We start from the raw sequence: 22,832 nt of genomic DNA, 5'->3' as shown, positions 1-22,832 counted from the left end.
CGCGTCAGGCGACCGCCGACATCTCCAGCACTTCGGCAGCGCGTGCGGGGCCGTCGAAGGCGCGCACGGCCTCCCCCAGGCGCTGCGCACGATCGTGGATCGCGGGGTCACCGAGCAGCGCGAGGACCGTGGCCCTGATCGCCGCCGGATCGGACCGGCGCGACATTGTCAGTCCCACCCCCGCCCGCGCCACGGCGCGCCCGACGCGGGGCTGGTCGGACGTGGCGTCGAGCGGCAGCACCAGCACCGGCACCCCGTGCGCGAGCGCGGCGAGCGTCGTGCCGTGTCCGCCATGGCCCACGAGGATCGACGAGGACGGGAACAGCTCGTGGTGCGGCATCCATTCGCGCACCTCGACCGTCCGCGGGATGCGCAGCTCCGCCACCGACACCGCGGGACCGAGGGTGGCCACGACACGGGCGTCCAAGGACTCCGCGGCGTCGAGCACGCGCTGCCACGTCGCGACGAGGTCGGGGAACCGGAAGGTGCTGAGGCTCAACACGACCGTGGGCTCGGACGGGCTCGCCGCCACGGCCGCGGTCATGGCGCCCGCGTAGACGACCGCGCCCGGGCTCGCCGACAGCGGCGGCTGCACGGCGAACGGCGCGGTCAGATCCGGGACGGATGCCACGACGATCGGCATCGCGTGCGACCGCGGTGCGGCCACCCGGACCCCGCGCACCCAGCTGATCGCGCCGAGGGCCCGCATCCCCGACACCAGGAACCCGTGCAGCGTGTGTTCGAGCACCGCATAGCGCCGCCCCATGCGGTCGAGCGTGTCGAGCACCCCCACCAACAGGCAGTCGACGACCACCACGTCGGCGGGGAAGTCCACCAGCAGCGAGACGGCGTCGTCGGCGATGCGGTGGTCGAACACCAGGCGCAGCAGGCTGAGCGGCCCCGCGTCGAGCACGAATCCCAGACGGCTCGGGTAGGCCGTGAAGGCCAGCCCTGCCTCGCGGTACGCCTCGGCCTGCGAGTCGTGCCCGAGGACGAGCACGTCGTGACCGCGCTGCTGGAGGGCGCGCGCGATCGCGATGGTGGGCATGCGATTCCCGCCGCCGTCCCACGTCACGAACACAAAGCGCGCCATGGCGCCCTCCCCAGGTCCCCGCCGCCAAGATTAGCGACGGGAGGACCCGGGGCGACAGTGGGTGACGCGGTGTGGCCGCGGGATCAGTCCTCGGCGGGCGTGTGCGGCACCGGCGTGCCGGTGAGCGCAGCGGTCGTCACACGACGGCGCGCGCGCCCCTGGCCGGGTGCCTTGGGCTCGGGAAGCGCATTGAGCACCGAATCCAGGAGCATGTCCTTCTCGGTCTTCGGCTCCTTCTTCGCCGCGGGCTGCTTCGCCGCGGACTCGGAGCGCTTCTTGCGCTGCTTCTTCGGCCGCTCGACGGGGACGTCCTCCACGACCGCGGCAGCCGGCGCCGCCTCGTCCGTGTGGTGGATCGTGGATGCCGCGATCTGCGCGAGGGCCGACTTCATGCTCTCCGTGATGACGTGGGTTCCGCTGGAGCCGTTCGACGCCGGCGCGGGCGCGTTGCCGCCGCGCGGACGACGGCCGCCGCCCGCGGGAGCCGCACCGGCGCCGGGCGCGCGATGCTTGACGACCGGGTCGTGGTGCACGATGAGGCCTCGGCCCGCGCAGACCTCGCACGGCTCGCTGAAGGTCTCGAGCAGGCCGAGTCCGAGCTTCTTGCGGGTCATCTGCACGAGGCCGAGCGAGGTCACCTCGGCGACCTGGTGCTTCGTGCGGTCGCGGCTCAGGCACTCGACGAGGCGGCGCAGCACGAGATCGCGGTTGGACTCCAGGACCATGTCGATGAAGTCGACGACGATGATGCCGCCGATGTCGCGCAGGCGCAGCTGGCGGACGATCTCCTCGGCGGCCTCGAGGTTGTTCTTGGTGACGGTCTCTTCGAGGTTGCCGCCCGAGCCGACGAACTTGCCGGTGTTGACGTCGACGACAGTCATGGCCTCGGTGCGGTCGATGACGAGCGATCCGCCGGAGGGCAGCCACACCTTGCGGTCCAGCGCCTTCTCGATCTGCTCGGTGACGCGGAACTCGTCGAACGGGTCGTGGTCGCCCTCGAAGCGTTCGACGCGCTCCAGCAGGTCGGGCGCGACGGACTCGAGATACTTCGAGATCGTGTGGTGCGCGTCCTCACCCTGGATGAGCATCTTCGAGAAGTCCTCGTTGAAGACATCGCGGACGATCTTGACGAGCAGGTCGGGCTCGGAGTGCAGCAGAGCAGGCGCCTGGATGGTCTCGATCTGCTTCGAGATGTGCTCCCACTGGTTGGTGAGACGCTGCACGTCGCGGGTCAGCTGGTCCTCGGTGGCGCCCTCCGCGGCGGTGCGCACGATCACGCCGGACGACTCGGGGAGCACCTCCTTGAGGATCTTCTTCAGGCGCGCGCGCTCGGTGTCGGGCAGCTTGCGCGAGATGCCGTTCATGTTGCCGCCCGGCACGTACACGAGGTAGCGGCCCGGAAGCGAGATCTGGCTGGTCAGGCGGGCGCCCTTGTGCCCGACCGGGTCCTTCGTGACCTGGACGAGCACGCGGTCGCCCGTCTTGAGCGCCAGCTCGATGCGGCGCGGCTGGTTGCCCGTCTCGACGGCATCCCAGTCCACCTCGCCCGAGTACAGCACCGCGTTGCGGCCGCGGCCGATGTCGACGAACGCGGCCTCCATGCTCGGCAGGACGTTCTGCACGCGGCCGAGGTAGACGTTGCCGATGAGCGAGGCGTCCTGGTTGCGGGCGACGTAGTGCTCGACGAGCACGTTGTCCTCGAGCACGGCGATCTGGATGCGACCGTTGCGCGAGCGCACGATCATGTCGCGGTCGACAGCCTCGCGGCGGGCGAGGAACTCGGCCTCAGTGACGACGGCGCGACGGCGACCGGCCTCCCGGCCGTCACGGCGACGCTGCTTCTTGGCCTCCAGGCGCGTGGACCCCTTGATGCGCTGCGGCTCGGTGATCAGCTCGACGGCGCGCTGGCGCGGCTGCGAGGGCTCCGACGGGGTGGATGCCTCGTCCCGGCCCTCGCCGCCACGCCGGCGGTTGCGACGACGCGACGTGCTGGTGGCGGCGGCGGCCTCGGGCTCGGGCTGCGGCTCGCGGCCCGGACGGGCGGGGAGCACCGAGAACGCCGGGGCGTAGAAGTGCAGGTCCGTCGACACCGCGGACACGAACACCTCGGGCAGCAGCCCCAGGCTCGCGGCAGTGGCCGGGCCGGCGGGCTCCTCGGGCGTCTGCGCATCGGCGACGGGTGCGTCGGGCGCCTCTTCGGCCTCGGCCTCAGCCTCAGCGACCTCGGCCTGGGCGGCCTCGGGCTCAGCCTCAGCGAGCTCGACGTCAGCGACCTCGGCGTCGGCGGGCTCGGACTCAGCGGTGGCAGTGGCTTCCGCTTCCGAGGGCACCTCGGGCTCCTCCGTGTCGCCGTCGGCGTCGGCCGCGGCAACGGCGTCGGGTGCGGCATCCACCGCGCCCTCCTCAGGAGCCGACTCGGCGACCGGCTCCGCCTCGACGGACGCCGTCGAAACGGCGTCCGCGTCTAGCGGAGCGTCCGATTCGGCCTGAGGGGTGAATTCTGCATCGTTTCCATCAGCCATCACTGGCGTACTCCTAGCGGGGCGACACCGCGCGTCGCCCGGCGAAATCTCGTGCGGCGCCGCCCATGCCCTCCGGACGGGGCGGTGCCGCGAACTCACTCGGTCTGCAGCGGAGGTCCGGCGCTAGGCGGATGCTCGCGCTGCCAAGGGCATTCGTCGCCCTGAAGTCTTCTGGTGATGATCGTCGCGGCGCGGCCGCTTGCCATCGACCCCCATTATCGCACTTCCCCCGGCAGATTGCCCATTCGCGCCGCGCCGCGGGTTTCGCACGGCTCCGCGATGGGCTTCTGCGCAGGCGTCGATGCCATAATCCGAGCATGGCTGATACCCCCGTCGAGCGCCCGGAGGCGCGGCCCCCCTATGCGCTCGCGATCGTGCTGATCGTCGGCGGGCTGCTGGGGCTCCTCGCGTCGTTCGCGCTGACGATGGACGACATCAATCTGCTGAAGAACCCCGACGCGGCACTGACCTGCAACCTGAACGCCGTCGTCAACTGCGGAAAGAACATCGAGTCCTGGCAGGGCAGCGTCTTCGGCTTCCCGAACCCGATCCTGGGCCTCATGACGTTCCCGGCGCCAGTGGTCGTGGGCTTCGCGCTCCTGGCCCGCGCCCGGTTCGCCGACTGGTTCTGGTGGATCTTCAACGCCGGCATGCTGTTCGCGATCTCGTTCGTGTACTGGCTGGCCTTCCAGAGCATCTTCGACATCGGCACGCTGTGCCCCTGGTGCTCGCTGGTCTACCTCGTCACGATCCCGATGTTCCTCGCGGTCACGGTGCGCAACCTCCGCGGCGGGCTGGCCGGCGGTGCGCTCAAGAAGTTCGGCGACGCGATCGCCGGATGGGTGCCCCTCATCGTGATCGTCGGCTACGTCATCATCTTCGGCGCAGCTCAGCTGCAGCTGAACATCCTCGCGACGCTCTTCTGACGCCAGGTCGTCCGCACACGAAGACGCGGGGCGCACTCGGAAGAGTGCGCCCCGCGTCTTTCGCAGTGGGTCAGAACCAGATGTCGAGCTCGCGCGCGGCCGACTCGGGGCTGTCCGATCCGTGCACCAGGTTCTGCTGCACCTTCAGGCCCCAGTCGCGGCCGAAGTCGCCGCGGATCGTGCCGGGCGCGGCGGTCGTCGGGTCGGTCGTGCCCGCGAGCGAGCGGAAGCCCTCGATCACGCGGTTGCCTGCCAGGCGGATCGCCACGGACGGGCCCGACATCATGAACTCGACGAGCGGCTCGTAGAACGGCTTTCCCTCGTGCTCGGCGTAGTGGCGCTCGAGGGTCTCGCGGTCGGGCTCGACGAGCCGGATGTCGACGAGCGCGTACCCCTTCGCCTCGATGCGCGCGAGGATCGCGCCGGTGAGGCCGCGGGCGACGCCGTCGGGCTTGACGAGGACGAGGGTCTCTTCGGTGGCCATGGGAGTCTCCGTTCGGATCAGACTTTTCGGGGGCAGGACTACTCGGCGGAATCGGCGGCGAGCCGCGCATTGCGCCGGTCGAGAGCAGCCCCCTTGATGGTGGCATACCCGTACATCACGCCGAAAATGACCGCGACGATCGCGAGTGCCGGCACCAGGAACGTCCCGAGCAGCACGACGACCTGCAGCGCCCACCCGAGCATGATGCCCCAGCGGTACCGTGTGACCCGCGTCGTGGCGACCATCAGGACCGCGACGACGCTGCCCGCCACGATCCCCCACCAGGGCTCGATCCCGTCTGGGAGCGCCTTCAGCCCGTACACGACGAGGCCGCCGAGGAAGGCGATGATCGACTCGAAGCCGAGCACGATGGTCGCGAGGGACTCCTCCGCGCCGCGGGCGCGGCGGACGCGCGGCGTGGGACCGGGGCCGGGCTCCGCCGCGCTCATTCGCTCCACCCGCTCTTCCAGTCCTCGGCAGCCGACAGCGCGAGCGCCTCGCCGGCGAGCACGACGGAACCGGCGATCACGACGGCGCGCCGATCGGCTGCTGCCGCCCACGCACGCGCCGCATCGGCGGCGTCCGCGAGGTCGCGGTGCACCGACACGCGCAGATCGTGCGCCTCGGCCAGGTCGGCGATCGCATCGGCGTCCTGCGCGCGCTCCGAGTCCGGAGCCGTCGCGAACACGTGAGCGGCGACGGGGGCGAGCGCGTCGACGATGCCGGAGGCATCCTTGTCGGAGAGCACGCCGAGCACCACGCCCCACTCGTCGAAGTCGAACGACTCCCGCAGCGCGGTGACGAGGGCGCGCGCGCCATGCGGGTTGTGCGCGGCGTCGACGAGCACCGTAGGCGCCGCACCGACCAGCTGCAGCCGGCCGGGCGAGGTCGCGCCGCCGAGCCCGTCGGCGAGCACGTCACCGGCGATCGGCTGCATGCCGCCGCCGACAAGCGACTCGACCGCGGCGATCGCCAGGGCCGCGTTGAAGCCCTGGTGGGCGCCGTACAGCGGCAGGTACTCGTCGTCGTACGTGGCGGCAAGACCCCGCACGGTGATCTGCTGGCCGCCGACCGCGAGCCGCTGCTGTGCGAGCGCGAACTCCGCGCCCTCGAAGGCGATCGTCGCACCGTGCGCCGCCGCAGCGGCCCGCAGGACGCTCTCGGCCGCGGCATCCTGTCGCGCCGACACGACCGCCGCACCGTCCTTGATGATGCCCGACTTCACGGTGGCGATCTCGGCGATGGTGTCGCCCAGCCGGTCAGCGTGGTCGAGGTCGATCGGGGCGAACACCGCGACGTCGCCGTCCGCGGTATTGGTCGAGTCCCACGATCCGCCCATGCCCACCTCGAGGACGAGGACGTCGATCGGCGCGTCGGCGAAGGCCACGAAGGCGAGCACCGTGAGCAGCTCGAAGAAGGTGAGCGATGCGTCGCCCGCGGCTTCGAGCTCGGCATCCACGATCTCGACGAACGGGGCGATCTCGTCCCACGCGTCCGCGATCGCGGCGTCGTCGATCGGCTCTCCGTCGACCATGATGCGCTCGGTGAAGCGCTCGAGGTGCGGGCTCGTGAACAGGCCGGTGCGCAGTCCGTGGGCACGGACGAGGCTCTCGATCATGCGGCTCGTCGACGTCTTGCCGTTCGTGCCCGTGACATGCACCACACGGTACGTCCGCTGCGGGTCGTCGAGCAGCTCGAGCACGCGACGGGTGCGCTCGACCCGCGGCTGCACCCACCGCTCACCCTGCCGCTGCAGGAGGGAGTCGTAGACCGCGTCGGCCCTCCGTCGGTCGCGATCGCTCATGCCGATGCCTCCGCCTTCGTGACGGCCACCGTGAACTCGCCGCGATTGGCGAACGTCCCCGCGGGGAAGGTGGCCTGGTGATCATGGCTGTCGACGAGGGCGTCGGGTGCGACGAGCACGGCATGCTCGACCGCGAGCGTCTCGCCCGCGACGTCGGCGACGTCGAACGCGGACTGCACCGCCGCGCCGTCCTCGGCATCGTCGAAGACCAGCGTCAGCCGGATGCGGTCGCTGACGTCGAACCCGGCGGCCTTGCGGGTGTCCTGCACGGCGCGGATGACGTCGCGCGCGAGTCCCTCGGCCTCCAGCTCGGGCGTGGTCGCCGTGTCGAGCAGCACGAAGCCGCCCTCGGCCAGCAGCGCGATCGCGGTGCCCTCGTCGACACCGCCCGCTTCGAGGGTGAGCTCGTACTCGCCCTCCTGCAGGGCGACTCCGTCGACGACGACCACGCCGTCGCGCTCCTCCCACACGCCCGACTTCGCACCGGCGATGACGTGCTGCACCTGCTTGCCGAGCCGGGGGCCGGCGGCGCGCGCGTTCACGCTCAGCCGCTTGCTGATGCCGTAGCGCGCCGACAGGTCGTCGACGAGTTCGATCAGCTCGACCGCCTTGACGTTGAGCTCGTCGCGCAGGATGCCGTCGAACTGGGCCAGGGCGGCGGCATCCGGAACCGCGACCGTGAGCCGCGGAAGCGGGAGCCGCACGCGGCGCCCCTCCTTCTTGCGCAGCGCGTTCGCGACGCTCGACACCTCGCGCACCGCGTCCATCGCGGTGCGGATGTCGGCGGCTTCGGGGAACAGCGACGCGTCCGGCCAGTCCTGCAGGTGGACGCTCCGTCCGCCGGTGAGCCCCTGCCAGACCTTCTCGGCCACGAGCGGGATGAGCGGCGCAGCGACGCGGGTCAGCGTCTCGAGCACCGTGTACAGCGTGTCGAACGCCTCGCGGCTCTTCGGGTCGTCGGAGACGCCCACCCAGAACCGGTCGCGCGAACGGCGGATGTACCAGTTGGTCAGCGCCTCAGTGAAGTCGCGCAGCTTGGCCGCAGCGAGCGTCGAGTCGAGCACGTCGAGGTCGGCCGCGACATCGCGCACGAGGTCGCCGGTGAGCGCCAGGATGTACCGGTCGAGCACGTCGGTCGAATCCGTGCGCCACGACGCCTGGTACGCCTCGCCGCCCGCTCCACCGGCGGCGTTGGCGTAGGTCGCGAAGAAGTACCACGCGTTCCACAGCGGCAGCAGGAACTCGCGCACGCCGGCGCGGATCCCCTCCTCGGTGACGATCAGGTTGCCGCCGCGCAGCACCGAGCTCGACATCAGGAACCAGCGCATCGCATCGGACCCGTCGCGATCGAACACCTCGCTGACGTCGGGGTAGTTCTGCAGCGACTTCGACATCTTGAGGCCGTCGCTGCCCAGCACGATGCCGTGGCACGACACGCCGGTGAAGGCGGGGCGGTCGAACAGCGCCGTCGACAGCACGTGCATCACGTAGAACCAGCCGCGCGTCTGCCCGATGTACTCGACGATGAAGTCCGCCGGCGAGTGCTCGTCGAACCACTGCTGATTCTCGAACGGATAGTGCACCTGGGCGTAGGGCATCGACCCGGAGTCGAACCACACGTCGAAGACGTCCTCGATGCGGCGCATCGTGCTCGTGCCGGTGGGATCGTCGGGGTTCGGGCGGGTCAGGTCGTCGATGTACGGGCGGTGGAGGTCCACCTCGCCCTCGGCGTTGCGCGGAAGGCGGCCGAAGTCGCGCTCGAGCTCCTCCAGCGAGCCGTAGACGTCGACGCGGGGGTGCTCGGGATCGTCGCTCTTCCACACCGGGATCGGCGAGCCCCAGTAGCGGTTGCGGCTGATCGACCAGTCGCGCGCACCCTCGAGCCACTTGCCGAACTGACCGTGCTTGACGTTCTCGGGAACCCACGTGATCTGCTCGTTGCCGGCGATCATGCGGTCCTTGATGTCGGTCACGCGCACGAACCAGCTCGACACGGCGCGGTAGATGAGGGGGTTCCGGCACCGCCAGCAGTGCGGGTACGAGTGCTCGTAGCTCGCCTCGCGGAGGAGCCGCCCCTCCTGCTTCAGCAGGCGGATGAGCGGACGGTTGGCATCCATCCAGAGCTCGCCGGCGACATCGGTCACCTGCGGCAGGAAGCGCCCGCCGTCGTCCAGGCTCATGATGAGCGGGATGCCGGCGGCCTCGGTCACGCGCTGGTCGTCCTCACCGAAGGCCGGGGCCTGGTGGACGATGCCGGTGCCGTCGCCGGTGGTGACGTAGTCGTCGACGAGGATGCGCCAGGCGCTCTGCGTGCCCCAGGTCGAGGCATCCGCGTAGTAGTCGAACAGGCGGTCGTAGGTGACGTCCTCGAGCTCGGAGCCGAGCACCGTCTGGTCGACGGCATCGCGGGCGGCCTCGACCGAGTCGTAGCCGAGGTCCTTGGCGTAGCCCGACAGCAGCTCCTCGGCGAGGAGGTAGCGGTGGGCTGTGGCACCCTCGGGGTCGTCGCCCGCGGGCACGTCGGCAGCGCCGTTGGGGCCGCCGGGGACGACGACGTACCGGATGTCGGGGCCGACCGCGAGCGCGAGGTTCGTGGGCAGCGTCCACGGCGTCGTCGTCCACGCGAGCGCGCGCACGCCGGTCAGCCCGAGCGCCTCGGCCTTGACGCCGGTGAGCGGGAACGTGATCGTGACCGAGGGGTCCTGGCGCATCTTGTAGACGTCGTCGTCCATGCGCAGCTCGTGCGCAGACAGCGGCGTCTCGTCGCGCCAGCAGTACGGGAGCACGCGATGGCCCTCGTACGCGAGGCCCTTGTCGTAGATCGTCTTGAACGCCCACAGCACGGATTCCATGTACGTGAGGTCGAGCGTCTTGTAACCGCGCTCGAAGTCGACCCAGCGCGCCTGGCGGGTGACGTAGTCCTCCCACTCGCGCGTGTAGGCGAGCACCGACTCGCGCGACTTGGCGTTGAAGGTGGCGATGCCCATCGCCTCGATCTCGCTCTTCTCGGTGATGCCGAGCTGCTTCATTGCCTCGAGCTCCGCGGGGAGCCCGTGCGTGTCCCAGCCGAACACGCGGTCGACCTTCTTGCCGCGCATGGTCTGGAAGCGCGGGAAGAGGTCCTTGGCGTAGCCGGTGAGCAGGTGGCCGTAGTGGGGCAGGCCGTTGGCGAAGGGCGGACCGTCGTAGAAGACCCACTCCTCGGCGCCGTCGCGCTGCGCGATGGACGCGCGGAAGGTCTGGTCGGCCTCCCAGAACGCGAGCGTCTCCTGCTCGATGTCGGGGAAGCGCGGGCTGGGGACGACGGGATCTGGCGCCGCGTCGGCGGCGGGGCCGAAGGCGGAGGGGCGGGGGTAGGTCATCATCTCTCGCAGGTGCTCGCTCGTGTGCTTCCTGCCGGGACGATCGGCCTGGACGTGGATCCAGGCCTACCGCGGTACCACCCTGCATTGATGGATGCCGGTCGCCCGGCATCCATCCCCTCTCACTGCGGCTGTGACGGGCCTGACCCGTTCGGTTCTAGTGACGGGGCATGCCCCGCGTTCTTCCGAAGACTCCCCGGTGATGGCCGGATCGCAGTCGTTGGCCTTGATTCTACCCGGCCACGATGCACTAAGCTGTGTCCAGCGTGGGAGCGCTCCCACGCTTCACCGCACACGAAGGCGACGATGCCCACTCCCCTGCGCCGCGACGGCGATCTCTCCCGCCGCACCTTCCTGCTCGCCACCGGCGGGCTCACCCTCACGGCGGCGCTGGCTGCCTGCACGCCGGGCGCGACGACCGCCTCGCCGAGCGGATCGGCCACACCGGCACCCTGGTCGCCGCCCGCCGAGCCGATGACGTTCCCGAAGGGGTACACGTGGGGCGCGTCGACGAGCGCGTTCCAGATCGAGGGGGCGCTGACGGCCGATGGCCGGGGAGCGTCCGTGTGGGACACGTTCGCCGCCCTCCCCGGCAAGATCGCCGACGATTCGACCGGCGACCCCGCCGCCGACCAGTACCACCGCTACGCCGACGACGTCGCGCTCATGAGCTCGCTCGGTCTCGGCGCCTACCGCTTCTCGATCTCGTGGTCGCGTGTGCTGCTGACGGGCGCGGGCGAGGTGAACCAGGCGGGCCTCGACTACTACCGGCGCCTCGTCGACGAGCTCCTCGGCGCCGGCATCCGCCCGACCATCACGCTGTTCCACTGGGACCTGCCGCAGGCGCTGCAGGATGCCGGCGGATGGGCATCGCGCGACACGGCCGAGCGCTTCGCGGATTACGCCGGCGTCTGCTTCGAGGCGCTCGGCGCTGCCGAGGCGGACTGGCTGACGCTCAACGAGCCGAAGACGCACGCGTTCGTCGGCCACTGGTACGGCGTGCACGCGCCGGGGCTGCGCAGCCCCGACACGGCCGCGGCGGCGGTGCACCACCAGCTGCTCGCGCACGGGCTCGCCGTTCAGCGCTTCCGCGACAGCGGTGCGCCCGGGCGCATCGGCGCCGCGCTCAACCTGATCCCGGTGATCGCCACGGAACCGGACTATCCCGAGGCGGCGACGTTCACCGACGCGCGCGAGAACCGGCTGTTCCTCGATCCGATCCTGAAGGGCACGTATCCCGACGACGCCGTCGGGGACCAGCCGGGGCAGCTGCCGGCAGATCCTGCCGCGTTCCTCGAGCTCCAGCAGCCCGGCGACCTCGAGGTGATCTCTGCGCCGTGCGACCTGCTCGCGATCCAGTACTACGGCGTGACCGGTGTCGACGGCATCGGCAACACCGTCGACATCGCGCCCACCTCGGCCGCGACCTGGCAGCAGATCGACCCGCAGGGCCTCTACGACCTGCTGGTGCGACTGAAGGACGAGTACCCGGCGATCCCGCTGATCATCACCGAGAACGGCATCCCCGACCCGACGCCCGACATCACCGTCGACGACCCCGATCGCATCGCGTTCCTGCGCTCGCACTTCCAGCAGGCCGCCCGCGCGATCGGCGACGGCGTGCCGCTCGAGGGGCACTACGTGTGGTCGCTGCTCGACAACTTCGAGTGGGCGGAGGGGTACACGCAACGATGGGGCATCGTCGCGGTGGACTTCGCGACACAGGAGCGCACGCCGAAGGCGAGCGCCGGCTTCTTCACCGACGTCATCGCCGCGAACTCCGTCAACCGGGACTGACTCGGCACGGGAATTCCTGCAGCGGCGGCGGGGTTTCTGGACTCGTGCCAAGATTGACGTCCGTGACCGCAGCAGCACCTCAAGCCGCCATCGCTCCCGAGAGCTCCCCCACGCGCCGTGTCGCGTGGGCCTCGATGGTCGGCACGTCCCTCGAATCCTTCGACTTCTACCTGTACGCGTACTTCTCGGCGTTCTTCGTCGGCCCGCTGTTCTTCGACCCCCTGGGCGCGGTCGGGGCGACGAGCGTCGCGTTCCTGACGATCGCGCTGGCGTTCGTCGTGCGCCCGATCGGCGCGCTCATCTTCGGCTACATGGGCGACCGCCTGGGCCGCCGCGCCACGCTCCTGTGGACGGTCGGGATCATGGGTGTCGCGACGGGCCTCATCGGCCTGCTGCCCACGTACGCGCAGGCCGGCTGGCTCGGCGCGGTGCTGCTGATCCTGCTGCGCATCGTTCAGGGCCTGTCGCTCGGCGGCGAATGGGGCGGCTCGATCCTCATCGCGACCGAGAACTCCGGACCCCTCAAGCGCGCGTTCTACGCGGCCGTGCCTCAGCTCGGCTCCCCCGTCGGGTCGATCCTCTCGGCCGTCGTGTTCATCGTGATGACCGCGGTGCTCCCGCCCGACCAGATGGCGGCGTGGGGCTGGCGCATCCCGTTCCTGCTCGCGGTCCCGCTGCTGCTCGTGTCGCTCTACCTGCGCTGGTCGATCACCGAGACGCCGGTGTTCACCGGGCTGGTCGCCGAGGGCCGCCGCGACCGCGTGCCGTTCGTGTCGATGTTCGCCAAGCGCCCCGGCGCCATGGCGATCGCCGTCGGCGCGGCGCTCCTGGGCATCGGCTCGTACTCGCTGATGAACACGTACACCGTCAACTACGGCGTCACCGAGCTCGGGTTCAGCTTCCAGGACCTGCTGGTGGCGACCACGATCGGCGGTCTGCTGCAGCTGGTGACGATCCCGCTCTTCGGCGCGTGGGCGAACCGCATCGGCTCCGCCCGCGTCGTGCTGTGGGGCGCCCTCGGCACGCTCGTCATCACGTTCCCGATGTACTTCCTGCTCCAGTTCGCCACCTTCCCCATCCTGGTCGCGACGATGATCGTCGGCGGCATCCTGCCGACCATGGCGTGGGCCGCGCTCGGCGGACTCATGAACGACCTGTTCCCCGACCACTTCCGCTATTCGGCACTGTCGTTCGCGTACGCCCTCGCCGCGACGATCAGCGGTTTCGTGCCGTACCTCACCCTCCAGCTGGGCTCGGCGACCGCGTTCGCGTGGTGGCACCCCGGCGTGATCCTCGCGATCATGTCGGTCGTCACGCTCGTGTCGGCGTGGCTCGCCGCCCGTCGGCCGGTCGAGCCCGAGATCGAGACGCAGCCCGAGACGGCGACCGTCGCCGCCTGACGACGAAGACGAGTGGATGCCGGCGGCCCAGGGGCCGCCGGCATCCACGTCGTCCGGGTGTACTGCTCACCCCGGTAGACTCGAGCGACATCCCACACTCAGGCACGCTCACACAGTGCCGCACATATCGATCGAGGAGATCCATGTCCGACGCGCATATTCCGGAGAAGCCCGCACTGGAGGGCCTCGAGACCAAGTGGGATGAAGCGTGGAAGGCGCAGGGCACGTACCTGTTCGACCGCGTCCGCGCCGCCGAAGCCGGCCGTGACGGCGTGTACTCCGTCGACACTCCCCCGCCCACCGCATCCGGATCGCTGCACATCGGGCACGTGTTCAGCTACACCCACACCGACGTCAAGGTGCGGTTCGAGCGGATGAGCGGCAAGACCGTCTTCTACCCGATGGGCTGGGACGACAACGGCCTGCCCACCGAGCGCCGCGTGCAGAACTACTACGGCGTCCGGTGCGACCCGTCGCTGCCGTACACCGCCGAGTTCGTCCCGCCGTTCCAGGGCGATGCCAAGAGCCTCAAGCCCGCCGATCAGGTGCCGATCAGCCGCCGCAACTTCATCGAGCTCTGCGAGGCCCTCACTCTCGAAGACGAGAAGCACTTCGAGGACCTGTTCCGCCAGCTCGGACTGTCCGTGGACTGGACGCAGACGTACCGCACGATCTCCGACGACACGATCCGCACCAGTCAGCGCGCGTTCCTGCGCAACATCGAGCGCGGTGAGGCGTACCAGTCGCTCGCGCCCACGCTGTGGGACATCGACTTCCGGTCCGCGATCGCCCAGGCCGAGCTCGAGGACCGGGAGCAGCAGGCGTCGTTCCACAAGGTCGCCTTCCACAAGACCGACGGCTCGGGCGACATCGTCATCGAGACGACCCGCCCCGAGCTCCTCGCCGCGTGCGTCGCACTCGTGGCGAACCCTGACGACGAGCGCTACCAGCCGTACTTCGGCTCGACGGTGCGCACCCCCGTCTTCGACGTGGAGGTCCCGGTGCTCGCCCACCACCTGGCGCAGCAGGACAAGGGCACCGGCATCGCGATGATCTGCACCTTCGGCGATGTCACCGACATCGTCTGGTGGCGAGAGCTCGACCTCCCCAACCGCACCATCCTCGGGATGGACGGGCGCATCCTCGCCGACGTGCCCGAGGCGATCGTGGCGGAGGCCGGCAAGGCGGCCTACGCGGAACTCGCGGGCAAGACCGTGTTCAGCGCCAAGAAGCGCATGGTCGAGCTGCTCGAGGAGTCGGGCGAGCTGCTGGAGGTGTCGAAGCCCTTCAGCCACCCGGTGAAGTTCTACGAGAAGGGCGACCGTCCGCTCGAGATCGTGTCGACCCGACAGTGGTACATCCGCAACGGGGCTCGCGACGAGGCACTGCGCGACAAGCTCCTCGCGCTGGGCAAGGGCATGGACTGGCACCCCGATTTCATGCGCGTGCGGTACGAGAACTGGGTGGGCGGGCTCACCGGCGACTGGCTGGTCTCGCGACAGCGGTTCTTCGGCGTGCCGATCCCGGTCTGGTACGGCCTGGACGAGAACGGAGATCGGGACTACCAGCGCGTGCTCACGCCCGATCTCGCCGACCTGCCCGTGGACCCGACGACCGATGTGCCTCCGGGCTTCACCGAGGCGCAGCGCGGGGTCCCCGGCGGCTTCGAGGGCGAGAAGGACATCTTCGACACGTGGGCGACCTCGTCCCTGACGCCGCAGCTGGCGGGCGGCTGGGAGCGCGACCCCGAGCTGTGGAACCTCGTCGCGCCGTTCGACGTGCGCCCGCAGGGCCAGGACATCATCCGCACGTGGCTGTTCTCGACGATGCTGCGCAGCGCCCTCGAGGACGACCGCGCGCCGTGGACGGATGCCGCGATCTCCGGCTTCATCGTCGATCCCGACCGCAAGAAGATGTCCAAGTCGAAGGGCAACGTGGTCACGCCCGCCGACATCCTGTCGCAGCACGGCTCGGACGCGGTGCGGTACTGGGCGGCGTCGAGCCGTCTCGGCACCGACGCCGCCTTCGACCCGCAGAACCCGACGCAGATCAAGATCGGCCGCCGCCTCGCCATCAAGGTGCTCAACGCCGCCAAGTTCGTGCTGTCGTTCCCGGTGCCGGATGGCGCAGAGGTCACGCACGCGCTCGACGCGTCGATGCTCGCGGCGCTCCACGGCGTGGTGCGAGAGGCCACGAAGGCGTACGAGAACTACGACCACGCGCGTGCCCTCGAGGTGACCGAGTCGTTCTTCTGGACGTTCTGCGACGACTACCTCGAGCTCGTCAAGGAGCGCGCGTACAACCAGACCGATGCCGGACAGGCCTCGGCGGCCCTCGCATTGCGCCTGGCGCTGTCGGCGCTGCTGCGCCTGCTCGCGCCGGTGCTGTCGTTCGCGACCGAAGAGTCGTGGTCGTGGTTCAACGACGGCTCCGTGCACACGGCCCCCTGGCCCGTCGCCCCCGACGAGGAGTGGGGCGACCCCGCAGTGCTCTCCGTCGTGGGTGAGGCCCTCATCGGCGTGCGCCGCGCGAAGACCGAGGCCAAGGTGTCGCAGAAGGCGGAGGTCGCGCGCGCGGTCATCGCGGGCCCTGCGGCATCCCTCGACCTCATCAAGCTCGCGGAAGGCGACCTGAAGGCGGTGGGCCGCATCGCCGCCGTCGAGTACGTGGATGCCGACACGCTGGCCGTCACCGCGATCGAACTCGCCCCGCAGGAGGACTGAGATGCAGCTCGGCACACGCTGGACCGCCGGAGAGCAGCCGCCGGCCGCCGTTCCGCAGGAGCTTCACGCGCAGCTCGCCGCCGTGGAGCGCGATCTGCCGCCGGGCTCGCCGGCTCCGCGCTGGACCCTGACCTGGCTCGAAGGACGCCCGGTCGCCGAGCTCGACACCGGCGTGATCGTGACGATCGACCGCTCAGGAGCCGTCGTCGTGCGTCACGACGACGAGGACGAGTTCGCCTGACCGCAGCCCGCACACGACGAAGGCCCACGAACTGCGGTTCGTGGGCCTTCGTCGTGCGTCACACGGCCGGCGCGGCCCCGGCCTCTGCGCCCGCCTCGCGGGTGCCGACGATCAGCAGCCGCATCGCCACAAGCGTCGCGACGGCGACGACCACGCCCGAGATCACGAAGGGCAGCTGGAGACTGACGCGCGAGACGAGTCCGCCCAGCAGCGTCGCGATCGGGAAGATGCCCCACGTCAGCATGCGCGTGATGCCGAGCACCCGTCCGAACAGGTGCGGCGGGATGATCTGCTGGCGAAGCGCGCCCCACGGGACGTTCCAGGTCGACACCGCGAAGGCCATGAGCGCGTACGCGGCGATCGCGAGTCCGACGTTCGGCGCGAGCCCCACGAGCACGGAGGAGACCGCGACGATGGCGTTGGCGGCGACCATCACGGCGCCGCGCCCGAACCGGGCGACCAGTCGCGAGGCGAGCAGCGAACCGACGAGCGCGCCGATGCCGATCCCGGCGGTGACGAAGCCGATCGCGACCGGGTCGACGTGGTGAACGTCGAGGAAGAACAGCACCGTGACAGCCTGCGCGAACGACAGGCAGCATCCGACCACCGAGGTGAACAGCACCATCGACCGCAGGTAGGAGTGGTGCCACAGGAAGCGCACGGCCTCCCGCGCCGACACCGAGGACTGCGCGACCGGGGCGGGCACGGGCTCGGAGGTCGCTCCGGCCGGAGCGACGTCGGGGGCCGTCGGGTCGGGCACCGACTCGGGCGCGGGCGCCGGCGCCCGCAGCGGCCGAGCAGCCGATAGCGGCAGCAGCAGGGCGAGCACGATGGGGACGAGATACGCCGCCCCGCCCACCCACAGCGGTACTGCCAGGGCGATGCCGAAGAGCACGCCGCCGATCGGCGTGGCGATGAAGCTGTCGATCGTGATCTGCGCGGCCTGCATCCAGCCGTTGGCGCGGTCGAGCTGGTCGCGGGTCACGACGCCCGGGATGACCGCGTTCGTGGCGTTGTCGAACAGCGTCTCGCCGAGCCCGAACACCAGCGTGCCGACGAACAGGGCCCAGATGGACAGGGTGCCGGTCACCGTGAGGACGGCGAGCGCGAGCGCGGCGGCGCCGCGGAAGGTGTTCGCGACGGCCATCACGATGCGGCGGTCGAACCGGTCGACGATCATGCCCGCCGGCAGGCCGAACAGCAGCCACGGCAGGAAGGCGAGGGCGCCGAGCACCGAGATCATCAGCGGATCGTGGGTGAGCGTCGTCGCGACCAGCGGGACGGCCGTGCGCCCGATGCCGTCGGCGAGGTTGCTGAAGGCTGCGGCGGTCCAGAGCTTTCCGAAGTCGCGGCCGAGCGGGACCCTGCGTGCCCGCTCGGCCGACGATTCGGTCTCCGACGCGGTGTCGACGGCGTCGCTCATCACGGGAGAATACCCAGCGCGGCGCGGGCCTCGGCCGCCGAGCGGGTGCGGGCGGCGGCATCCTGGACCGCGACGGCCTGGCGGCGGGCCGCATCGCTGCGACGCTCCAGACGCGCTGCGACGAAGCCGTCGAGAGTGGATGCCGCCTGCAGCAGCGCGCGCTCGAACGCGGTGGTGCGCGCGGCGGTGCGGGACGACACGACGTGGTGGGCGGTGATGGTGGTCATGGCACTGCTCCTAGTCTTCGAGTTCCGGAAGCGGGAACAGGTCGGCCCGGATGGTGACGGGACGGACGTTCTCGCCGGTCTGGTTGCGGTAGTTGTCCACGGCGTCGTCGATCAGCGCCATGATCTTGCGGGAGAGTTCTGCGGACTGCTCCGGGGTGAGGCGGGCGGTGGCGGTGGAGATCATGCTCCCCTCCTGCCAGTCGTCCTCCTCTTCGGCGAGACCGCGGTCGATGAACCGCATGAGCTGCTCCTGACGGAGCTTGAAGAACTCGCCCATGACGATCTGCGTGGCGGCCTTGCCGGACGGCGTCTTGACGGCCTCGGCGTTCGCGAACGAGACGCCGCCCTGGGGACGCTCCCACCAGCGCTCGCGGCCCGAGCCGCGACCGTCGACCTCTTGGATGAGGTCGTGCTTGGCGAGCGCCCGCAGGTGGTAGCTGGTCGAGCCCGAGGACTCGCCCAGCCGCTCGGCCAGCGAGCTCGCGGTCTGCGGCCCGTACTGGCTGAGGATGTCGTAGATCTTGACCCGCAGCGGGTGCGCCAGTGCCCGGAGGGCGCCGGCATCGAGGACGCGGTCGCCGCGCGGATTGTCGGCTGTCGTGTCCGCGGTGCGGGGGGTCTCGTCTTCCATGTCCCCAAGATAGCAATGCAAAGACTTCTTTGCAAGCACTTCTTTGCAATGTTCCTTTTGCAAAGAGACGGCGGCAACCCGCGAATCGCGCACTAGGCTGGCGCAATGGCGACCGACAACCCGCTCCTCTCCCCCAGCACGCTCCCCTACGGCCTTCCCGACTACTCCGCGATCCGCCCCGAGCACTACCTCCCCGCGTTCGAACAGGCCTTCGCCGAGCACAGCGCCGAGGTCACCCGCATCACCGTCGTGCGATCGATGCCCACGTTCGAGAACACGCTGGTTCCCCTCGAGTCGAGCGGCCGGCTGCTGGGCGACGTGGCCCGCACGTTCTACACCGTGTCGTCGGCCGATGCGACCGACGAGATCCAGGCGATCGAGGAGCAGCTGGCCCCGCTGATGTCGGCGCACCAGGACTCGATCCAGCTCGACTCCGCACTGTTCTGGCGCATCAAGACGCTGCACGATCAGCTCGACGAGCTCGGACTCGATGCCGAGCAGCGCTACCTCGTCGAGCGGCACTTCACCGAGATGTCCCACGCCGGAGCAGGCCTCGACGACGACGCCAAGAAGCGGCTCACCGACCTCAACCAGCGACTGTCGACCCTCACGACGCAGTTCGAGAAGAACCTGCTCGCCGACACGAACGACCTCGCCGTCGTCTTCGACGACGAGGCCGACCTCGACGGACTGAGTGAGGGCGAGCTGTCCGCCGCCGCGCAGGCCGCCGCCGATCGTGGCCTCGAAGGCAAGTGGGTCGTCACACTGACGCTGTTCACCGGGCACCCCTACCTCTCGAGCCTCACCGACCGGTCCGCCCGCGAGCGCCTGCTGGCGGCATCCCGTTCCCGCGGTTCGCGCGGAAACGCGCACGACAACCGGGCCACGCTCCTCGAGATCGTGCGGCTCCGTGCCGAGCGCGCCGCGCTGCTCGGGTACGACTCGCACGCGGCATACATCACGTCGGACGAGACCGCGGGCTCCCCGGCCGCCGTGCACAGCCTGCTGCGCGAGCTCGCCGTGCCGGCGGCCCGCAACGCCGTGCGCGAGCAGCAGAAGCTACAGGCGATCGTCGACGGCGAGCCGTCGCCCTTCCCCGTCGCGGCGCACGACTGGGCGTTCTACACCGAGAAGGTGCGGGCCGCCGAGTACGACCTCGACCGCGCCGCGCTGCGTCCGTGGTTCGAGGCCGAGCGGGTGCTGCAGGACGGCGTCTTCCGCGCCGCGACCGACCTGTACGGCATCAGCTTCACCGAGCGGCACGACCTGCAGGGCTACCACCCCGACACTCGCGTGTTCGAGGTGCACAACGCCGACGGGTCGGCGCTCGGGCTCTACGTGCTCGACCTGTACACACGCGACACCAAGCGCGGCGGCGCGTGGATGAACTCGATCGTCCTGCAGTCGCGCCTGCGCGGCACCGCTCCGATCGTGGTCAACAACCTGAACGTCCCGAAGCCCGCCGCGGGCCGCCCGACGCTCCTCAGCCTCGACGAGGTCACGACGCTCTTCCACGAGTTCGGGCACGCGCTGCACGGTCTGTTCGCGACCGTCACCTACCCGCACTTCGCCGGCACGAATGTGTTCCGCGACTTCGTCGAGTTCCCGAGCCAGGTCAACGAGATGTGGATCTACTGGCCCGAGATCCTCGCGTCGTATGCGCGTCACATCGATACCGACGAGCCGCTGCCGGCCGACGTCGTCGAGAAGCTGCACGCTTCCGAGGCGTTCAACCAGGGCTTCGCGACCAGCGAGTACCTCGCCGCCGCATGGCTCGACCAGGCCTGGCACTCGCTGTCGGCGGCCGAGACGGCCGACGACATCGACGTCGCCGCCTTCGAGGCCGCCGCTCTCGCCGACATCGGGCTCGACAACCCGGCCGTGCCCACCCGGTACTCGTCGACGTACTTCGCCCACGTGTTCTCGGGCGGCTACAGCGCCGGCTACTACTCGTACATCTGGAGCGAGGTGCTCGACGCCGACACCGTCGAGTGGTTCCGCGAGAACGGCGGGCTGCGTCGCGAGAACGGCGACCGCTTCCGCGACCGCCTGCTCGGCGTCGGCGGCTCGAAGGACCCGCTCGAGGCCTACCGTGACTTCCGTGGACGGGATGCCGTCATCCAGCCGCTCCTGGCACGTCGCGGTCTCGCGGACTGACCAGCACGGTCGCGAGCTCCGTGCAGCGTTCCCGCGGAGCTCGCGACCACACCGGCACCCGTCCGGATTCCGTCACGCCAGGTTGACGGCAGCCCACGCGGCCGCCGCCGCTCGCGTCGGCACCCCGAGCTTGCTGCGCACATTCGCGATATGACGGTGCACCGTGTGCGGACTCAGATACAGTTCGGCGGCGATCTCGGTGTCGGTCATCCCCCGGGCCACGAGCAGGAGGACCTCGCGCTCCCGTTCCGACAGCAACCCCGGGTGCACCGTGCCTGCCGGCTCCGAGGAGGCTGCCTCGTCCGTGAGCAGATCCGGATCGACCCCGTCGAAGGCGAGGACCTGACGCACGATCGCCGCGCTGTCCCCGTGCCACGGGTGGTGCGCGGTGCCGTCGACGATCGCCAGCCGCGCATGTGCCATCGCGTTCGCCGTCTCGACGCCGAGCGCGAGCGGGATCGCACGGTCGCCTCGGCGGTGCAGGACCAGCGTCGGCGCACGCACGTCCTCCGCCTCGGCGCGGGCGTCGAACGCGTAGACCGCCGCGAGCGCCGCAGCAGCGCTGTCGGGCGAACCGACCGTCCGCTGGTGACGGAGGTACGCGCGCTGCTCGTCGGGTGTCGCGTCCGGGTAGAAGATCTCGCACATGAGGCGCGCGCTCACCCCCCAGCTGCGACGCACCACCTCCATCAGCGCGCCGCGGTCTGACGCGGAGGCGATGGTGGCGCCGTCCAGGTACGAGCCGCAGAGGACGAGGCGCTCGACGCGGTCGGGGTGGTGAGCAGCGAACGCGATCGCGACGGGACAGCCCGACGAGCCCGCGAGCACCGTGGTCCGCTCCACTCCCGCATCATCCAGGACGGCGGTGAGCGCGTCGACGTGCGGTGTCAGCGTCGAGGGCGTGGCGCGCCTCGATCGCGAGAGACCGCTCCCGATGGGGTCTGTCCTGAGTACCCGGCGATGGGCCGAGAGCGCTGCGAGGAACGAGCGGATCGGAACGTACTCGAGGTCGCGTTCGAGGTGGCTCATCCACCATCCCCCGAGGATCATGGGTGGGCCCGTGCCCGACTCGGACCAGGCGACATCGTCCGACCCCGCTCGCGCGTACCGGATCGGCCCCACGGAGAACTCCACGACATCAGTATGAGACACGCGGTGCAGGCCGACGCCGGACGCGCAGCGCATGCAGACGCTGGCCCCGCAAGGCGATCCAGGTGGCGTCCGCCCGCGCGACGACGGCGCCGGCGGCGTCGACCATCGCCGCGGACGTCTCGTACCGTCGGCGCTCGTGCAACCTCGTCCAGCTGTAGACGACGAGCTTCTCGCCCACGCGGGGACGGCGCTCGACGACGGCGGTCATCGTGCCCAGCAGGCACAGCTCACCGCCGCGCAGCGCGCGCGCCGGATAGCTCGTGCAGTCGATCGCTCCCCAGACAGCGGCGAAGTGGGCCATGCCTGAGCTCGAGACGTCCGCCCCCACCACCCACGGTGCTGCGAGCAGGTCGGGGCGGTCCGGAACGAAGCCCGGAGTCACGTGCATGCCGTCCGGGCGGTGCGGTCCGCACACGAAGCAGTCCGACAACGGGTGCTGCATACCTGCCAGCGGATGCGCGGCGCGCGCCAGCACCGCGTCGCGATACGACGGTGCCTCAGGCGGATCCGTGGCGGCGAGCACACCCCGGTGCGCGCTCGCGATCGTCCGTGCGCCGTCGACGACGCGGATCCCGGCGCCGTCGTCCTCGACGACGTTCATCTTCCGGCCGAGGGGCACCGGCTTGTGGAGTCTCACTGTGACGACGTCGGCATCGACGCTGCGTGCGATGAACCCGGCGGCGAAGCCGCCGTTCGCCGAGCGGCGAGGGCCGTTCAGCCGCGGGTCGATGACGAGGGTTCCGGTGACGGCGCCCGAGAGAAGGTGTGATGACATGGCCCGAGTCAAGTCGTACGCCCCCGCGCGCCTCATCGCCATGAGGGGCCATTCCGGATGGCCCGGATCAGCCAGATCGGGGACCCGCCCTCTTCGCCGCCGACATCGGCGCGGC

At 70.4% G+C, this 22,832-nt stretch carries 17 protein-coding genes; 6 read left to right on the top strand and 11 right to left on the bottom strand.

Translation table 11 applies throughout. From position 1 onward, the window contains the following. Positions 1–4: 4 nt before the first annotated feature. Entirely contained in the window at positions 5–1,093 is a 1,089-nt protein-coding gene (locus ACFWJ8_RS01975) for a glycosyltransferase (protein WP_378808267.1), read from the bottom strand. 83 nt (positions 1,094–1,176) lie between these two features. Next, entirely contained in the window at positions 1,177–3,615 is a 2,439-nt protein-coding gene (locus ACFWJ8_RS01970; protein WP_378808265.1) for an Rne/Rng family ribonuclease, read from the bottom strand. Between the two features lie 317 nt (positions 3,616–3,932). On the opposite strand from ACFWJ8_RS01970, the gene ACFWJ8_RS01965 reads away from it, so the two are divergent. Beyond that, a complete protein-coding gene (locus tag ACFWJ8_RS01965; protein ID WP_378808263.1) occupies positions 3,933–4,541 on the top strand; it encodes a vitamin K epoxide reductase family protein in 609 nt (202 codons plus the stop codon). A 70-nt stretch (positions 4,542–4,611) separates the two neighbouring features. Here the strand turns inward: ACFWJ8_RS01965 and ndk are convergent, their stop codons facing one another. From ndk to ileS, 4 genes are read right to left on the bottom strand one after another with little or no spacing between them, the layout of a single operon-like run. Further along, positions 4,612–5,025, bottom strand: coding sequence for a nucleoside-diphosphate kinase (ndk, locus tag ACFWJ8_RS01960; RefSeq protein WP_141894404.1), 414 nt, complete (start codon positions 5,023–5,025; stop codon positions 4,612–4,614). 38 nt (positions 5,026–5,063) lie between these two features. After that, positions 5,064–5,474 (bottom strand): DUF4233 domain-containing protein, encoded by a 411-nt coding sequence (locus ACFWJ8_RS01955; RefSeq protein ID WP_378808260.1) that lies wholly within the window; start codon positions 5,472–5,474, stop codon positions 5,064–5,066. Beyond that, complete coding sequence (locus ACFWJ8_RS01950) at positions 5,471–6,829, bottom strand: bifunctional folylpolyglutamate synthase/dihydrofolate synthase (protein WP_378808258.1); 1,359 nt, start codon at positions 6,827–6,829, stop codon at positions 5,471–5,473. Before ACFWJ8_RS01950 ends, ACFWJ8_RS01955 begins: the two co-directional genes overlap by 4 nt. Beyond that, a complete protein-coding gene (ileS, locus tag ACFWJ8_RS01945; protein WP_378808255.1) occupies positions 6,826–10,191 on the bottom strand; it encodes an isoleucine--tRNA ligase in 3,366 nt (1,121 codons plus the stop codon). The genes ACFWJ8_RS01950 and ileS overlap by 4 nt, the downstream gene beginning before the upstream one ends. Before the next feature lie 306 nt (positions 10,192–10,497). Here ileS and ACFWJ8_RS01940 point away from each other — a divergent pair, with 306 nt between their 5' ends. The 4 genes from ACFWJ8_RS01940 to ACFWJ8_RS01925 all read left to right on the top strand — a co-directional run bounded on the left by ACFWJ8_RS01940 (position 10,498) and on the right by ACFWJ8_RS01925 (position 16,352). Further along, positions 10,498–11,988: a GH1 family beta-glucosidase gene (locus ACFWJ8_RS01940; protein ID WP_378808253.1), complete on the top strand. Its 1,491-nt coding sequence runs from the start codon at positions 10,498–10,500 to the stop codon at positions 11,986–11,988. A 62-nt stretch (positions 11,989–12,050) separates the two neighbouring features. Next, on the top strand, positions 12,051–13,388 hold the full coding sequence (locus ACFWJ8_RS01935; RefSeq protein WP_378808251.1) for an MFS transporter: 1,338 nt from the start codon (positions 12,051–12,053) through the stop codon (positions 13,386–13,388). A 143-nt stretch (positions 13,389–13,531) separates the two neighbouring features. Continuing rightward, positions 13,532–16,111 (top strand): valine--tRNA ligase, encoded by a 2,580-nt coding sequence (gene valS, locus ACFWJ8_RS01930; protein ID WP_378808249.1) that lies wholly within the window; start codon positions 13,532–13,534, stop codon positions 16,109–16,111. Position 16,112: 1 nt separating this feature from the next. Beyond that, the gene (locus tag ACFWJ8_RS01925; RefSeq protein WP_378808247.1) at positions 16,113–16,352 is read left to right on the top strand and encodes a hypothetical protein; all 240 of its coding nucleotides are present in this window, start codon (positions 16,113–16,115) and stop codon (positions 16,350–16,352) included. A gap of 58 nt (positions 16,353–16,410) precedes the next feature. Here ACFWJ8_RS01925 and ACFWJ8_RS01920 read toward each other — a convergent pair whose 3' ends face one another. From ACFWJ8_RS01920 to ACFWJ8_RS01910, 3 genes are read right to left on the bottom strand one after another with little or no spacing between them, the layout of a single operon-like run. After that, the gene (locus tag ACFWJ8_RS01920; protein ID WP_378808245.1) at positions 16,411–17,775 is read right to left on the bottom strand and encodes an MFS transporter; all 1,365 of its coding nucleotides are present in this window, start codon (positions 17,773–17,775) and stop codon (positions 16,411–16,413) included. Then, complete coding sequence (locus ACFWJ8_RS01915; protein WP_378808243.1) at positions 17,775–18,002, bottom strand: hypothetical protein; 228 nt, start codon at positions 18,000–18,002, stop codon at positions 17,775–17,777. The genes ACFWJ8_RS01920 and ACFWJ8_RS01915 overlap by 1 nt, the downstream gene beginning before the upstream one ends. A gap of 10 nt (positions 18,003–18,012) precedes the next feature. Further along, complete coding sequence (locus ACFWJ8_RS01910; protein WP_378808241.1) at positions 18,013–18,633, bottom strand: ArsR/SmtB family transcription factor; 621 nt, start codon at positions 18,631–18,633, stop codon at positions 18,013–18,015. 105 nt (positions 18,634–18,738) lie between these two features. Between ACFWJ8_RS01910 and ACFWJ8_RS01905 the strand changes: the two genes are divergently transcribed. Further along, positions 18,739–20,790 (top strand): M3 family metallopeptidase, encoded by a 2,052-nt coding sequence (locus ACFWJ8_RS01905; RefSeq protein ID WP_378808238.1) that lies wholly within the window; start codon positions 18,739–18,741, stop codon positions 20,788–20,790. Positions 20,791–20,862: 72 nt separating this feature from the next. Here ACFWJ8_RS01905 and ACFWJ8_RS01900 read toward each other — a convergent pair whose 3' ends face one another. After that, positions 20,863–21,924 (bottom strand): alpha/beta fold hydrolase, encoded by a 1,062-nt coding sequence (locus ACFWJ8_RS01900; RefSeq protein ID WP_378808236.1) that lies wholly within the window; start codon positions 21,922–21,924, stop codon positions 20,863–20,865. 4 nt (positions 21,925–21,928) lie between these two features. After that, the gene (locus tag ACFWJ8_RS01895; protein ID WP_378808234.1) at positions 21,929–22,717 is read right to left on the bottom strand and encodes a hypothetical protein; all 789 of its coding nucleotides are present in this window, start codon (positions 22,715–22,717) and stop codon (positions 21,929–21,931) included. Between the last annotated feature and the right edge of the window lie 115 nt (positions 22,718–22,832).

This window comes from Microbacterium sp. NPDC058389 (assembly GCF_042722305.1).
In the GTDB taxonomy this organism is placed as follows: Bacteria; Actinomycetota; Actinomycetes; order Actinomycetales; family Microbacteriaceae; genus Microbacterium.
The sequence above is the reverse complement of the archived record's forward strand: the minus strand, read 5'-3'. Positions and strand labels throughout refer to the sequence as shown.

Bases quoted from the DNA above. Each gene is read 5' to 3' on its own strand.
- ACFWJ8_RS01970 (WP_378808265.1), bottom strand. From the start codon at position 3,615: ATGGCTGATGGAAACGATGCAGAATTCACCCCTCAGGCCGAATCGGAC.
- ACFWJ8_RS01955 (WP_378808260.1), bottom strand. From the start codon at position 5,474: ATGAGCGCGGCGGAGCCCGGCCCCGGTCCCACGCCGCGCGTCCGCCGC.
- ACFWJ8_RS01920 (WP_378808245.1), bottom strand. From the start codon at position 17,775: ATGAGCGACGCCGTCGACACCGCGTCGGAGACCGAATCGTCGGCCGAG.
- ileS (WP_378808255.1), bottom strand. From the start codon at position 10,191: ATGACCTACCCCCGCCCCTCCGCCTTCGGCCCCGCCGCCGACGCGGCG.
- ACFWJ8_RS01895 (WP_378808234.1), bottom strand. From the start codon at position 22,717: ATGTCATCACACCTTCTCTCGGGCGCCGTCACCGGAACCCTCGTCATC.
- ACFWJ8_RS01940 (WP_378808253.1), top strand. From the start codon at position 10,498: ATGCCCACTCCCCTGCGCCGCGACGGCGATCTCTCCCGCCGCACCTTC.
- ACFWJ8_RS01975 (WP_378808267.1), bottom strand. From the start codon at position 1,093: ATGGCGCGCTTTGTGTTCGTGACGTGGGACGGCGGCGGGAATCGCATG.
- ACFWJ8_RS01925 (WP_378808247.1), top strand. From the start codon at position 16,113: ATGCAGCTCGGCACACGCTGGACCGCCGGAGAGCAGCCGCCGGCCGCC.
- ACFWJ8_RS01910 (WP_378808241.1), bottom strand. From the start codon at position 18,633: ATGGAAGACGAGACCCCCCGCACCGCGGACACGACAGCCGACAATCCG.
- ACFWJ8_RS01965 (WP_378808263.1), top strand. From the start codon at position 3,933: ATGGCTGATACCCCCGTCGAGCGCCCGGAGGCGCGGCCCCCCTATGCG.
- valS (WP_378808249.1), top strand. From the start codon at position 13,532: ATGTCCGACGCGCATATTCCGGAGAAGCCCGCACTGGAGGGCCTCGAG.
- ACFWJ8_RS01950 (WP_378808258.1), bottom strand. From the start codon at position 6,829: ATGAGCGATCGCGACCGACGGAGGGCCGACGCGGTCTACGACTCCCTC.
- ACFWJ8_RS01915 (WP_378808243.1), bottom strand. From the start codon at position 18,002: ATGACCACCATCACCGCCCACCACGTCGTGTCGTCCCGCACCGCCGCG.
- ACFWJ8_RS01905 (WP_378808238.1), top strand. From the start codon at position 18,739: ATGGCGACCGACAACCCGCTCCTCTCCCCCAGCACGCTCCCCTACGGC.
- ndk (WP_141894404.1), bottom strand. From the start codon at position 5,025: ATGGCCACCGAAGAGACCCTCGTCCTCGTCAAGCCCGACGGCGTCGCC.